The organism is Bradyrhizobium sp. NC92, from assembly GCF_025200865.1.
Taxonomy (GTDB): Bacteria; Pseudomonadota; Alphaproteobacteria; order Rhizobiales; family Xanthobacteraceae; genus Bradyrhizobium.
The window spans coordinates 6605391-6618348 of the sequence record NZ_CP104171.1; the positions used below are offsets into that span (position 1 = coordinate 6605391).

A 12958-nucleotide genomic window follows, 5' to 3' on the forward strand; every position below is an offset into this window, starting at 1 on the left:
GAGCTTTCAGTCTATCTCTTTGCCAATTGCAAGGAAGCGAATTCGCGGGCAAGATTTCCGCTTTAGCCTTGGGGATTTTGACCGTGGCCCGTATCATTGCTTTGCTGATGTTGATGATCTGCGTCAGTGCGCAACCGGCGCGAGCCGGCCAGATCGAATATCCGCAAGTCATCCATACCCAGTACGAGGCGGTCGATCAGAAGGCCGGCGGCCACTTCGTGCTGTGGTCCGAGCGGGAAAAGATCTTCTACGGCCTCGACCAGAAGCTTTTCCCCGGAGCCCGTTACGTCGACATCACACAGGTAACGCCCAGCGTCGGCTCGATCACGCTGACCTATGTCGAGGTCCGAACGGTAGGCAGCACCACTTCGGACTATCTCTATCTGGCTGGAAACGTCCGCTTTCGGGTCAGCGGAATGACGCTCAAGTCCAGCAACTTCCCCGCCGGCGGCGGAATGACACCGAGCGGGCCGTGATCGAACACGGGAATTTGAGACCCAGGGGCCCCGCCCTGAATCAAAAAGCGAAAAACAACCCCATGCACAGTAGCCGGCCCCAGCCAAATCAAAGGCTTACGTGTTTTCCGAAATTCGATTTGATCCGTCGGGCAAAACAGGGCTAGGATGGCATGATCTGGCGAGAGGCTGACCGATGATGGACCCATCTGCAATCAGCATCGGATGAGCGCCTCGAGCACGAGCGCTCGGTTCTAAGCTCTCGTTAGGCCATCGCTGCTAGATTTGGCATTCGCTGACGGAGTTGCCGAGCATGCGTGCAAGACCCGTATTGCTGTCGAGTGTTGCCGTTGCGGCGTCCGCCTTGGCTGGATCCGTAGCGCACGCCAGCCCGCTCTGCATCAAGGAGCGGACCCCGTTCGCGTTGGCGCACGACACCGTGAAATGGACAATGACGATAGCGCCTGGCGCCGACTGCATCCAGGGCCTGCGCTGGTCGTACATGCAGATCTTCAACGTCTCGGTCGTGAGCGGACCCTCACGGGGACAATTGGCGGTGGTCGGGTCCGGCTTCCGTTATTCGGCCGAGAACCAGACGCGCGGCACCGACAAGTTCACGTTGCTGATCTCGGGCAAGAACCGGCACGACGCAGGGACGTCGACCCTGGAGGTCGAGGTCAACCCGCAATAGCGCGAGAATGCCGCCGAACGGTGGACGGCACGGCTAAAGCGCGATGAGATCTGGATGAATCGTCATCGCGCTTTAGGTTGTTGTTTGCGCATGATCTTTCCGGAAAACCGCTTCGCACTTTTCCGGATCATGCTCTAGCGATGGCTGGACGTGCTGCCTCGGGTCCTGTTGCCGTAATACGGCCGGGCACGTCCGCTGCCGGTCGTGACGGGCGGCTCGATCCGGCTCGGGATGTTCCGCGTCGCGTTGGGGGGCGCGGGCTGCGACGGATTGACGATGATCACGTTGCGATTGGGCGTCGAGGCGTCGTTGACGCCCTGGGCCCAGGCCGCGGCGGGTACAAGCAACGCGATTGCGATCAGAACAGGTCGTTTCATACGATATCTCCCGAGCAAGAACGTCAGGGAGGCGATCACCGTTCCTTCACGGTTCGTTGGGCGGCCGCCTCAGCGGGGAACGGCGACCAGCTTGCCGTCGCGCCAGACGCCTTGGGCCGACTTTCCGGCCGGAAGTCCCGTCACATGCCGGACTGCCGTCGGCCGCGAGGCAGCCTGATTGGTCTGCGTCTTCTTCGTCGGCGTCGTGATGATGCTGGAGCTCGTGGTGTTGGCCTGATCCTTGGTCCCTTGCGCGAGCGCAGGCGAAGCCAGGAACGTCAGAACCGAGAGGACTGCCAGTACACCGCGCATGGTCGAACACCAGAATGAGGAGCTGCGCGAAATGTCACAGGTTTTCTCCCAAAAGCAAGCATCTTCGACAGACACGAGCGGCCTCCGCGGCCGCCGTCATCGGCGCGCAAGCCGCTCCGCCCAGCGGCGTCTCCGGCGGAAAAACCTAGCGAAACAGCACTATCCGGGCTAGTTGATCGGTCTTGATGACCGAGACCGGCGACACCAACGCCTCGAAGGCGCAAGAGATCAAGGCCGGACTGGTCCGCCTGTTGTCGGAGCGGATCCGCGAAATCTCCGACGATCCCAGACAGATGCGGGATGTCGTCTACGAGCTGGCGCGCGTCAAGCTTCTGGAACAATTCACCCACGCCGATGCGCGGGAAGCGCGGGAGCTCCAGAAAGTCCTCGAACGCGCCATCCGGGAGGTCGAACGGTCCTTTGAGCGAAACGGCGCCGCCTCGGCGGAGAAGGCTGCCGCGGCAGGCGTGGCGACTTCCGCGCCGGTAAAGTCCGCTGGACCTCCGCCCATTCCGACGCCGGCCACCTCGCCTGCCCCAGCAAGTCCGCCAGTTGTCGAGACACCCGGTCGTCCCACACTGCCGCCAAGTTCGCTCGACCGTCCCAAGCGGCGCGGAGCCTTCAATTCCCCGGTTCGATTGCTCGCCATCCTGCTGCTGATCGCCGTGGCCGGCAGCGCGATCGTCTATTGGCCACGGCTGAAGACCCAGCTGAGCGCATTGTCGCAGGTCGCACGGCTCTCCGAGCGCGCGCCGAACAGTCCCGAGCCGCAACCGAGCGCGGCCCCGCCCCCCGCGGGGGGCGAGACCCCGGAACGGATGTTGGAGAGCTCCAAGGAGCCGGCACCGGCGGCGCACCCCTCGATGCCCTTGCCGACGACGTTCGGCGTCTACGCCCTGAGCGAGGGCCAGCTCCATGAACTCAAGCCCGTACCCGGAAAAATCCCGGACCGGCGCGTCGCGATCTCGGCCGCCATCAACACGCCGAGCGTGACCACAGTGCCGGACGGTGATGTCAAATTCATCGTGTTCAGGCCCGACGGGGGTGTCGAGGCCGGCGGGACCGAAGTTCGGGTGATCGCAAAGGTCTCCCGCGCCATGGGCGTCGATGCCACCGGCAAGGCCGCAATGGTCAGCGCCGGCGATTCCTGGGTCATCCGCAGCATGTCCTACCCTTACAAGGTAGGTCCGATCGACGACCAGTCGAGAATGCTGTTGCTGCAGCCTGAGCAGGACGGCTTCACGCTCGCACCGGGCCGCTACATCGTCGTGGTCAAGGGCATGGGCTACGACTTCACGGTGGCGGGAACGATCACCGATCCCAACCAATGCGTCGAGCGCATCAACGCGATCAACGGCGCGTTCTATTCGCCCTGCCCGCCGCCGCGACGCTAGCCGACTTTCTATTCGTTATTTTGACGGCTTGCTGTCCTTGGGCGCCTCCGCCGGCATGTCGTCGACCTTGCCGTTGTTGGCGACGCATTTCTGGAAGTATTCGCGCTGGTCCTTGGCCGTACCCTTGGTGCTCCCCGCTGCGGGGTTGCCGATTTGTCTCGGCGGAAAGGCCTTGGCCACCGCCGCGTCGCACGCCCGCGCCACTTCGACGGTGATGGCCGAGGCCGTCACCGGCACCGCCACGGTCAATGCGCATGCCAGCCCAACCAATGTCCGCAGATTCTTGACCGACACTTCGTCGCTCCTTCAGTCCTTGAATGCTTGCCGGACCATAGCAAAAAGGAACGAGGCGCCAAACCGCAAAGCGCGGCAATATCCCAACACTAGCTGTTGAGCTGCGGCGACTTGAAATCCGGAAAGCGCGTGAGCATTGCAGTCTTGACGAACTTCAGGTGGGCAATGCTGCTCGCCAATTCCTTGAGCCGGCGCTGACCGTTCGAGATGTCGGCCGCGAACAGGTCCTGATGGTAATTATCGAGCGCCTCGCGCTCCAGATATTCATCGGTGCCGTTTCCGAAGGTCACGGAGGCGCGCGCAAGGGCATCGTCGACACGCCGGTTGAGCCCGGCCTGCTCCCTCTCCGCCTCCTGCAAGGCCGTTTCGATCGCCGCCAAAACGGCTCCGATCCGCACGCGGTCGGTCTCCGCATCGCGCTCGACGGAGCGGGCTTTAAAGGTCTTGTCCTCGCGGCGGGTGCCGAGAAGATTGTGTGCGCGCGCTCTCAGGAACAGCTGAAACATCCGGGCCATCCCACATACGAGATCCAGACGGGTACCATCGGTCAGACGTAGTTAACAAATCCTGAATCCGGCGCCCGTCCGGCCTGGCTTTGTGCAATCCACGCCCGCCAAGCTCGTTCGTGCTTGGAATAGAGCTCGAGCCAGCGGACTTCGCCGTTCGCAGCGGCTCCTGCCCGTGCACCGACCTCGGACGCGAATTGCCCTGTCTCGTCCGATGCAAGATCCAGTGCCTCGAATTCCGCCGTCTCCCCCGCAGACAGGCCGATCAGCACACGATGCCCTTGGGCGTCGACGAAATATCTGCGCGGCGCGTTGTGCCTTTGGTCAGTCATGCGCAGGGCCTTCGTTCATGATCCAAGGCCCCGGACGATCCTTCAGCCGCCGCTCAAAGCTACGAACAAACGCGATCAAAACGAGGACGCAAGTCGCGCCCAGCAACGCAATCAAATACACCATTCACGCCCACCTGTGCGAGCCGCGAAAAATATGGAGGCGGCTAAGTCTCGCCATCAATTGCTACGTTCTAGTTTGCCTTTCCCAGGCTCTCAAGAGCCGCACCACGTTAACCTAACTGCGCATGGTTTATCCGACCCGGTTGCACGGCAGGATCAGCATGGGCTCACATTGCGTCCACGGCCGTGCCACTACGATGGATGCTCGCTCTGCTTGGCGTTCATCGCTGCCGGCGTGTAGGGCGCATAGAGACGAAATCGTGCCGATCGCTTGCGCGAGCGCCATGCCCGTACGCCATAGCCGCAGCCAAAGCCAGCTGCAAAAATCGAAATCAAAACCAGAATTGCAAGCATATGAAATAGTCCCACGTTTGCCGGAACGTACCTCCCGCGCTCATTCTCGTCTTTTCGTTGCGTCGACTTCAAGATCGGCCGCGCTGAAACTTTTGTCAGACGCAGATGAAGTTTGTGCAACCTGGTGCTTGAAGATTGGTCGGCATGCGGTGCAATCCTGTTCTTTTTGCCAGAATTCGATCCGTCGACGCCATGAACCTTCGTTCAATGCGCTTCAAAATGTTACCGGCGGGAGCGGCTCGATCATCGCCGCAACGTCGTTGCGCCACGTCTCGGATTCGCCGGCGAAAACGGATTCATGGGCGAAACACCGTGGTCATACGGAGCGCAGCACGCCGATTTCCTAGCGGTAAGGTTGAGGGGTTAGCTTAATCCGCGTTGTTTGTTGCGAAGTCTCACCGATCGCTTATCCATCTCGCACCGGGCTCCCCCAAGCTCGGCCCCACCCAAGCAAAGCCGTCGAGCGCACATGGGTCCGCTTGGCGGCTTTGTCGTTGTGTTGACGAGAGGATCATTTCGGTTATGGCGCGCAGGCCCTGGTCGTTCAAGGAAGATCGCCGGCTCATGGAGCTGGCCAAGTCTTCTGCCTCGCTGGAGCAAGCAGCGAAAGCTCTCGGGCGCTCGCCTGATGCGATCAAGCGCATGGCGTTGCGGCTTGGTCTTTCCTTGAAGTCGAAGACGGCCAAGAAGAGCTGATCGTAGAATTGCAACGGCGCTCGCCTTGGCTTCATCGCGGCCGCTGCAATGAGCGAGCAACGATGTCGCCGATGAGCGAGTGGGCCGTCACGGGGCCGAAGCATAGGAGCGGCTTCGCAGACGCCAGCGCCGAGCCCTCTTCAGAGAACGCCCCCGGCGAAGACGTTTGAATTCTTGCCGCAGTGCGGCAAAGGTGGCGCCTCCGGGCGGGGAACTAATTCAACCTTCGGATGTTGGCCTCCGGTCTTATAGCGAGGTCTGGCAGTGCTCCACTTTGCCATTTCCGCAATCTTGGTCTGGCTGGCGATCAACATCGCCTTCGTGGTGCTCCGGCTGCGGGCCACCCGCGATTCCGCGGCGCCCCACATCAGCCGCCCTTGGGTCGTTCCCGTCCGCCATCGCCTCGGACAGTAAGGGTCGATGGGGCGGGTCGCCTGCGGTGACCTGCCCCCGCCGCCGCGACCTAATTTTGCGTCTTCTTCTGAGATCCCATCCCGGGACTGGTTCCGTAGCTGGGCGTCCCCGTTCCCTTGAAGGCTCCGCCCATCGGGTCCGATCCGGAATTCGTGCCCGTACCGCTGCGCGTCGCGGACGTCGGCTGCGTGCCCGATGGCGTGTCCTTGGTCCCCTGTGCGGAGGCAACGGAACTCCCAATCGTCAACGCCAGGAGGAAACTTAACGTCCTGATCATGCTGCTCAACTTTCCTTGCTTGGTTCTAGCCCCGAGCCGCCGGACCGTTGGCCAGGGCATCGCTCGGGCGGGCCTTTCCGGGCCGATCTGCCGGTTAAACCCTATCTTAGCCCCCGCTGGCTAGGATCAATTTCCAAGCCTGCTCGAGTTTACCCCAGCCCGATTTCGCCTGAACCGGATGAGATTGCTGCGACCAAGTCTGCCGTTTGCGGCGCTCGTGCTTGCGAGCACGGCGGCGTTCGCCCTGGCAGGCCATTTCGCCGCGAAGGCCGTCATCGGTCACCAACAGGGCCATCAGCTCAACGAGTTGACCGAGGTCGTTCTGCGCCGATCCGAGCTTGCGGTCGATTTTGCCGCGGGCAGCCTGGACGAGCTCGCGCGACGCAATTTCGCCAGCTGCGAGCCGGCGGCGCTGCAAGCCATCCGCCTGCACGTATACCAGCGCTCGGCGATCAAGGACGTCCGCCTGGTCAAGCCGGACGGCTCGGTGATCTGCTCGGCCTATTCCGAGACGCTCGAATTCGACAAGGGATGGGTGGACCGCCGCGACATGCTGCCTTCGCGCGACAAGACGCTTTCGCTGTTCCGCGTCGAGCAGTTCGGCGGCGACGCCTTGGGTGTGCTCAGGGACGTCGATGGCAGCTCCGCTCTGGTCGCCATTGTCGGCATCAATGCCAGCCTGTTCGATATCATGCCGGCCGAGCTGCGCGCGCACAGCCAGGTGATCCTCGCCTTGAGCAATGGCGAGAAGCTCGGCGAATTCCAGACCGACGCCGGCAAGTCTCTGCCGGCGCCGATCAGCTTCGAGCGGACGTCCGCTCGGCTGCCGCTTCATGCCACGATCCAGCTCGAGCACGCGGTGCTGTCGAGCTGGAATAACGAGGCCTATTGGCCCACGCTCGCAGTGGCCCTCGGACTTGGCGCGATCTTCGGCATCCTGCTGGCACGCAGCCGTCGCATGGAGGGACCAGTCGCCGATCTCGACCGGGCGCTGACGGCCGGCGAATTCAAGCCATATTACCAACCCATCTTCGACCTCCGGACCGGTCGGATCAAGGGTTGCGAGATTCTGGTTCGCTGGCTGCGCCGCGATGGCTCGGTCGTCCCGCCGATGAATTTCATTCCGCTCGCCGAATCCAGCGGACGCATCCAGGCGATGACCTGGCAGATCCTGGGATCGGCGCTCACCGAGCTCAGGCCATTGCTCAGGGCCGACAAGAATTTCAAGCTGTCGCTGAACGTCGTGCCCAAGCACCTCCTGAGTGCGGGCTTCGTCGAAACGCTGCGGCGCACGGTTCTGACGGCACGCATCTCCGCGCGCCAGATCGTGGTCGAGATCACCGAGCGCGACGAATTGGACGATCTTGCGCGCGCCGCTTCGGTCGTGGCCGAGCTGCGCGACCGCGGCTTCCGCGTCGCCATCGACGACGTCGGCGTCGGCCATAGCGGACTGTCGCGGCTGAAGGGCCTCGGCGCCGACACGATCAAGATCGACAAGTTCTTCGTGGACACGATCACGGTGGACGCATCGACGACCACGATCGTGGAAATGCTGGTGGCGCTCGCGAAAGACCTCAATATGAGCGTGGTCGCGGAAGGCATCGAGACCGAGGAGCAGCTGCGCGCATTGCTCGCCTCCGGCGTCGAGGAAGGCCAAGGCTATCTGGTTGCGCCGCCCCTGCCCGCCGCAAAATTCAATGAGCTCCTCGAGTCGCGCCGGGTTGCGCAGTCGGGCGCGGCGACATCCGGTACGACGGCTTTGGTGGCCTGATTGCCGGCGCTCATAGCCGCCGAGGCCTTAACGATACTTTCTAACGATATTTTCCGCTTTCAAACCGGAGCGGCGAGCAAGCTTGTATGTTGGGGCCATGCGCAGGAGCCACCTCATAACAGCCGCGAGCATCTGTCTGGCGCTGATCGTCTATGCCACGCTGGCGAAGCTGTCGGGACGGCCTGCGCTGCTAGGGCACCACGAGGCCTATTGGGTCGTCGTGATCGAGCGCTTCAGCGCCTATGGCCTGCTCGGCTTCCTGCTGTCGTTCCTGCTGCCGGGACGGTTCAGCCTGGCATGCTCGCTCGTCATCGCGGTCGCCATGGGGCTGGAGCTGATGCAAGCGTTCATGCCCGACCGCGATCCAGGCTTTCTCGACGTGCTGCAGAAGGCGGCAGGAGGCACCGTGGGCGTCATGCTCGCACAGATGATCCTGGCGTTCCTGCCCAGACCACCGTCCTGAAGCGGCGAGCCTTTGCCTCCGCGCAATGACCGGGCGCCACGCTCCTCACTTCATCATCTGACCGCGCAACTCACCGCCTGGGTTCGCGGCGGTGTGAATGTTCGCGTACCATTTTCCGCCCAACAGATCTGCCGCCTGCGCGTCGGTGAGGGTGGCGCTGCCTTGGATCGGGCTTTGCGCCGTCTTGAACGGCAGGGCGATGCCGGCATTCTTCCCGGCCTGGCCGGGGCCGTGAAAATGCGCTCCCATCGCCGGTCCCGTCAGCCCGGTAAAGGTGACGACGTAGGTCAGGACCTTCGTTTCAGTGTCGTAGCTCGCCTCCGCCTTGCCCGATCCGGTCGAGCTGTTCGGCGGCACCTCGTTGCTTCCCTTGAGTTCCGCTTGCAGCTTCACGACCTCCGCACCGGCCGTTCCGCCCGTCGCGCTGACGCCTCCGACCAGCGCCAGCGCTCCCAACAGCGCCACGGACCGTCGACACACGGCTTTGCTCATGCACTTCCTCCTGCCGATTCTGCTCGTCCCGCGATGAAAACACCGAGGACTGCCGGACATTCCACCACAGAGCTTATGCTGATTCGGGACAACGCTTGCGGGAATTAGACCTTCACAAGCGCATCACGCGTCGGCTCAAGCCGCCCCGCGCCTCGTGTGACGCCCCGAGGGAACCAGGAGCTCGGCCATCTGGCGGTGGGTGTCGTGCAGCGCTTCAATGGCGCAGTCGAGATCGAAATCCGCCTCGCGAACCGACGCGAAGAACTTGGCCGTCAGTGCCAGATCGAGCTTGACGCGCGTTGCGCCGTCGCGGCTCTTGCGACGATCGAGCGACAGATGGATGGCGCGGTTCCGGGCTTCCGTTGCACCGCAGCCGCAAAGCGCGCCGAGCTCGTCATATGTCATCCAGATTTGAGGCATGTTCTTCCACCACACTCGATCGATCGCGGACTGGATAGCTCTCGCTTCTAAAGGCAGAGTTGCTGCAGCGCGAATTCGGGACAACAACGTCAATGCGATGCTAACCGGGCGGCGGGCGCGAATGGAATTGCGCGGAATTGTTGCCGATCCGGTTTTACTTCGGCGAACCCGTCGTGAACCGATGCCGCGGCCGTGAACGGCTGTCGAGCCTCTTGGGCAGCTTGTCGGCCTTGAGCTTGACGACCGCGCCCCGGGCGTCGGGAGCCGGCGCCTCTTCCTGGCTGTAGATCAGCGTCACTTCGAAGCTCACGCCGGGCGCTTCGCGGGCCGTTCCCGAGCAGGTCGCCATCGCACCACTATAGACGCCGGAGAGCTCGACCTCGACCTCGTCGAGCCCGAACACGGTCGGCGGCCCGTCCGCATGTCGCCGCGTGGTCAGGACGGCCGTGAAATGCCGGTCGTCCTCGAACTGATAGGAGCCGCCATAGTTGAAGAAGCTGTCGCTGCCCGAGATTCGTCCCTGGGCCAGATGCACGATACCCGTGCCTTGCGCGTGCGCGGTTCTGAACCACGCCGCGTATTTGCCCTCTTTCAGCATGGAAACATCCACCCGTGATTTCCACGCGTATTTGCAACGAAGCTCGAGCCGCGACAATGACCGACACGGCGAGCATTCCGCCACGGTTAATGCCCTGCAAAACCAATCCGTCAATTGCTGCAGGGCGCCGCGAGGCGGTGCCCGCGGCACCGTCAAAACAATTCGATGCCGTCGTCGGCAGCCTCGACAGCCTCGGCCCGGCATGCGGTGGCAACCGAGGTCAGCCCGAGCGTCTGCAGGAATTGGCGGTGGACGTCCCGCTCGCGCTCCATCGTGTAGCGCGCGAACAGCGCATCGAGCATCGCTTCGTCCTGCGCTTGCGGCCGCGGCTTCTGGCCGCCCGCGCTCGCGGTCTCGAGCCGCGCAGCGACCGCGGGCAACGCCGCGGAACCTTCGCCGAGCGTGCTCATCAGGCCTTGCGCCGAATTCATCAGCCGCTCGAATTCCGCACCTTCATCGACGAGCCGGCTCATCAGCTTGCCGAGCCGTTCATTGCCGGCCTCGACCTCGCGCAGCGCCTGGAGAATCTGCGGCTCGAGCTGGGTGAGCCGGGTGGGATCGCCCTGCACGCGGAGCTGCTTCAGCTCCCTCGCCGAGCGCTCGATGCCGTCGAGCACGGGCCTCAAACGTCCCGCGCCCAGCGAGACCTGGTCGGCGGTGGCCTTCAGCTCGTTGGCGATGACGACGAAGGCGCTGCCGCGGCTGCCGAGATGGCTGGCCTTGAGACCCGCATTCATGCCGATCAGCGTGATGTCGACGGTCGCCTCGGCGAGCCCGGCGATCGCCTGGCGAAATTTGGTGAGCGTGTCCTCGACGATCGCGAGCGCCTCGTCGACCGAGCGGCCGGCGCTTTCGCAAGTCACGATCAGCGTCGAGGCGTGCGCCAGCGTCTGCTTGATGCGCGCCAGGAACGATGACGAGCTGCCATCCTCGCCGCCGAACAACGTGCGGCCGTGGCCGACGACACTGCCCGCGTCGTGCAGGATGGCGGTCAGCGCGCGAACGATCTGGCCGATGTCGCCGCCGAACTCGCGTTGGGCATCCCTGAGCTGGGCCGCCTGCAATTGACAGATCGTGCGCGCGCCGTCCTCGCTCGCGACAGGTTCGGGAACGAGGCTCGGGGCGGGCCCCGAAGCGAAGCTGAGGCCGTGAGCGACATGCTCGAGGCGCTGGCGCGTGCTGTCGCCGGCCTGCAAGGAGATGATCGCGCTGCCGACCGCCTCGGCGATCTTCCTGGTGCTGGCGCTCGCGAGATCGGCGAGATGGCTGCTGTTGCTGCGCTGATCGCGCAATCCGGCATAGGCGGAGCCGAGCTCGGCGCTCTCCGCCGCCAGTTGATTGCGGTAGCGGCCCTCGAACTCCTTCTGCCGGCCGGATGCGGTGGCGACCGCCTCGGACAGCCGCTGCTGATCGCGCGCGCAGCCCTCGATCGCGCCCTGCACCGCCTTGCCGAGATCGTAGGCCTCCTGCGTGAAGGCGAGGAAGCCCTCGCGATCGCCGTCGAGCGAGGCCGCCTCGATCCGCGCGCTGCGGGCGATGATGGTGATCATCTGGATGTGCTTGAACAGCGGCTTGAGCAGAGCAGACGCCTCCGCCGTGCTCTTGCCGATGGTCTCGAGCAGGGCGGTCTCGGCCGGCAGCGCCTGCGCCAGCTCGCTGAGCCGCGCAGCGATCTCCTGCAGCGCCGTCGCGGCGCCCTCGATCTCTGCGCCGGAGAGCTCGGCGGAAAGCGCCGCGAGACCCTGGTTCAGCTCCTTGAAGATGAGATGGCCGCGTCCGAGCTCGTGGCCGACGCGCGCGAACACGTCCTCGATGCGCGAGGAGACGCCCTCGATCCCTGCGATCGCCTCGGTGAGCGTATTGGCCGGAATGAGCGACATTGCCGTCAGCCTGCCACCGCGGGATGTCCGGCCTGGTACCAGAGCATGATCTCGCGCGGGATCTGGTGCAGCGAAACGATCTTCTCGACACCGCCATGGGCGATGGCTTCCTTGGGCATGCCGAATACCACGGAGCTGTCTTCATCCTGCGCGCGCGTCGCGGCGCCGAGCTTCTTCATCTCCAGCATGCCGCGCGCGCCGTCATCGCCCATGCCGGTCATGATGACGCCGAGGGCGTTGGCGCCGGCATGCTGGGCGGCAGAGCGGAATAGCACGTCGACGGAAGGGCGATGCCGCGACACCGGCGGGCCGTCCTTGATCGCGATCTGGTAGCGCAGGCCGATGCGCTGCAGCAGCATGTGCCGCGCGCCGGGTGCGATATAGGCCCAGCCCGGCAGCACCGGCTCACCGTCCTCGGCCTCCTTGACCCTGATCTGGCAGATGCCGTCGAGACGCCTGGCAAAGGCGGCGGTAAAGCCCGCGGGCATGTGCTGGACGATGAGAAGCGGCGGGCAATGCGGCGGCAGCATCTCGAGGACGTCGTTGAGCGCTTCGGTGCCGCCGGTCGAGGCGCCGATGCACACGATGCGTTCCGTGGTCGGCCGCACCCTGCCCTGCACCGGCGGCGGGATGATGGCATCGGCGGTCAGCTTCTTCTCGATGGCACGGCGCTCCGCCCGCGGACGCACCCGCGCGCGCGCGGCCGACTTCACGGCCTCGCGCAGCCGCGTCGAGCATTCGAGCAGCGCCTGCCGCGTGTCGATCTTCGGCTTCGGCACGATGTCGACGGCACCGGCCTCGAACGCCTCGAACATCACGTTCGAGCCTTCTTCCGTCAGCGAGGAGCAGATGATCACCGGGATCGGATGCTGCGCCATGATCTTGCGCAGGAAGGTCAGGCCGTCCATGCGCGGCATTTCGAGATCGAGGATGATGACGTCGGGCAGCTCCTTCTCGAGCCGTCTGGCTGCAACGAAGGGGTCGGACGCCGTCGCCATCACCTCGATCTCGGGATCTTCGGACAGGATCGTCAGCAGGATTTGGCGCACCGACGCCGAATCGTCCACGATCAGCACGCGAACTTTCTCCCTCGGCATTGTGGTTGCGCTCCG

At 64.0% G+C, this 12958-nt stretch carries 17 protein-coding genes; 7 read left to right on the plus strand and 10 right to left on the minus strand.

Features of this window, described 5'->3' with window-relative positions:
* The first annotated feature begins 83 nt into the window (after nucleotides 1–83).
* Together N2602_RS31050 and N2602_RS31055 are read left to right on the plus strand one after the other, a co-directional pair.
* Nucleotides 84–476, plus strand: coding sequence for a hypothetical protein (locus N2602_RS31050; RefSeq protein ID WP_260380450.1), 393 nt, complete (start codon nucleotides 84–86; stop codon nucleotides 474–476).
* 343 nt (nucleotides 477–819) lie between these two features.
* Nucleotides 820–1146: a hypothetical protein gene (locus N2602_RS31055; protein ID WP_260380451.1), complete on the plus strand. Its 327-nt coding sequence runs from the start codon at nucleotides 820–822 to the stop codon at nucleotides 1144–1146.
* A gap of 134 nt (nucleotides 1147–1280) precedes the next feature.
* On the opposite strand, the gene N2602_RS31060 is transcribed toward N2602_RS31055, so the two are convergent.
* Together N2602_RS31060 and N2602_RS31065 are read right to left on the minus strand one after the other, a co-directional pair.
* Entirely contained in the window at nucleotides 1281–1523 is a 243-nt protein-coding gene (locus N2602_RS31060; RefSeq protein WP_260380452.1) for a hypothetical protein, read from the minus strand.
* Between the two features lie 69 nt (nucleotides 1524–1592).
* On the minus strand, nucleotides 1593–1835 hold the full coding sequence (locus N2602_RS31065; RefSeq protein ID WP_260380453.1) for a hypothetical protein: 243 nt from the start codon (nucleotides 1833–1835) through the stop codon (nucleotides 1593–1595).
* Nucleotides 1836–2020: 185 nt separating this feature from the next.
* On the opposite strand from N2602_RS31065, the gene N2602_RS31070 reads away from it, so the two are divergent.
* Nucleotides 2021–3229, plus strand: coding sequence for a hypothetical protein (locus N2602_RS31070; protein WP_260380454.1), 1209 nt, complete (start codon nucleotides 2021–2023; stop codon nucleotides 3227–3229).
* A gap of 15 nt (nucleotides 3230–3244) precedes the next feature.
* On the opposite strand, the gene N2602_RS31075 is transcribed toward N2602_RS31070, so the two are convergent.
* From N2602_RS31075 to N2602_RS31085, 3 genes are all read right to left on the minus strand, one after another.
* Nucleotides 3245–3523 (minus strand): hypothetical protein, encoded by a 279-nt coding sequence (locus tag N2602_RS31075; protein WP_260380455.1) that lies wholly within the window; start codon nucleotides 3521–3523, stop codon nucleotides 3245–3247.
* Between the two features lie 89 nt (nucleotides 3524–3612).
* On the minus strand, nucleotides 3613–4029 hold the full coding sequence (locus N2602_RS31080) for a hypothetical protein (RefSeq protein WP_260380456.1): 417 nt from the start codon (nucleotides 4027–4029) through the stop codon (nucleotides 3613–3615).
* A gap of 41 nt (nucleotides 4030–4070) precedes the next feature.
* Nucleotides 4071–4361 (minus strand): hypothetical protein, encoded by a 291-nt coding sequence (locus N2602_RS31085; RefSeq protein ID WP_260380457.1) that lies wholly within the window; start codon nucleotides 4359–4361, stop codon nucleotides 4071–4073.
* Nucleotides 4362–4765: 404 nt separating this feature from the next.
* On the opposite strand from N2602_RS31085, the gene N2602_RS31090 reads away from it, so the two are divergent.
* The 4 genes from N2602_RS31090 to N2602_RS31105 all read left to right on the plus strand — a co-directional run bounded on the left by N2602_RS31090 (nucleotide 4766) and on the right by N2602_RS31105 (nucleotide 8456).
* Complete coding sequence (locus N2602_RS31090) at nucleotides 4766–5182, plus strand: hypothetical protein (protein WP_260380458.1); 417 nt, start codon at nucleotides 4766–4768, stop codon at nucleotides 5180–5182.
* 217 nt (nucleotides 5183–5399) lie between these two features.
* Complete coding sequence (locus N2602_RS31095; RefSeq protein WP_260383833.1) at nucleotides 5400–5531, plus strand: hypothetical protein; 132 nt, start codon at nucleotides 5400–5402, stop codon at nucleotides 5529–5531.
* 869 nt (nucleotides 5532–6400) lie between these two features.
* Nucleotides 6401–7993 carry an EAL domain-containing protein gene (locus tag N2602_RS31100; protein ID WP_260380459.1) on the plus strand — a complete coding sequence of 531 codons (1593 nt, stop codon included), beginning with the start codon at nucleotides 6401–6403 and terminating at the stop codon, nucleotides 7991–7993.
* Between the two features lie 97 nt (nucleotides 7994–8090).
* Entirely contained in the window at nucleotides 8091–8456 is a 366-nt protein-coding gene (locus tag N2602_RS31105; protein ID WP_260380460.1) for a VanZ family protein, read from the plus strand.
* A 45-nt stretch (nucleotides 8457–8501) separates the two neighbouring features.
* Here N2602_RS31105 and N2602_RS31110 read toward each other — a convergent pair whose 3' ends face one another.
* The 5 genes from N2602_RS31110 to N2602_RS31130 all read right to left on the minus strand — a co-directional run bounded on the left by N2602_RS31110 (nucleotide 8502) and on the right by N2602_RS31130 (nucleotide 12943).
* Complete coding sequence (locus N2602_RS31110) at nucleotides 8502–8948, minus strand: CHRD domain-containing protein (RefSeq protein WP_260380461.1); 447 nt, start codon at nucleotides 8946–8948, stop codon at nucleotides 8502–8504.
* 135 nt (nucleotides 8949–9083) lie between these two features.
* The gene (locus tag N2602_RS31115) at nucleotides 9084–9368 is read right to left on the minus strand and encodes a hypothetical protein (protein ID WP_172785732.1); all 285 of its coding nucleotides are present in this window, start codon (nucleotides 9366–9368) and stop codon (nucleotides 9084–9086) included.
* Between the two features lie 154 nt (nucleotides 9369–9522).
* Complete coding sequence (locus N2602_RS31120; RefSeq protein WP_260380462.1) at nucleotides 9523–9966, minus strand: hypothetical protein; 444 nt, start codon at nucleotides 9964–9966, stop codon at nucleotides 9523–9525.
* 152 nt (nucleotides 9967–10118) lie between these two features.
* Nucleotides 10119–11846, minus strand: coding sequence for a chemotaxis protein (locus N2602_RS31125; RefSeq protein WP_260380463.1), 1728 nt, complete (start codon nucleotides 11844–11846; stop codon nucleotides 10119–10121).
* Between the two features lie 5 nt (nucleotides 11847–11851).
* A complete protein-coding gene (locus tag N2602_RS31130) occupies nucleotides 11852–12943 on the minus strand; it encodes a chemotaxis response regulator protein-glutamate methylesterase (RefSeq protein ID WP_260380464.1) in 1092 nt (363 codons plus the stop codon).
* Between the last annotated feature and the right edge of the window lie 15 nt (nucleotides 12944–12958).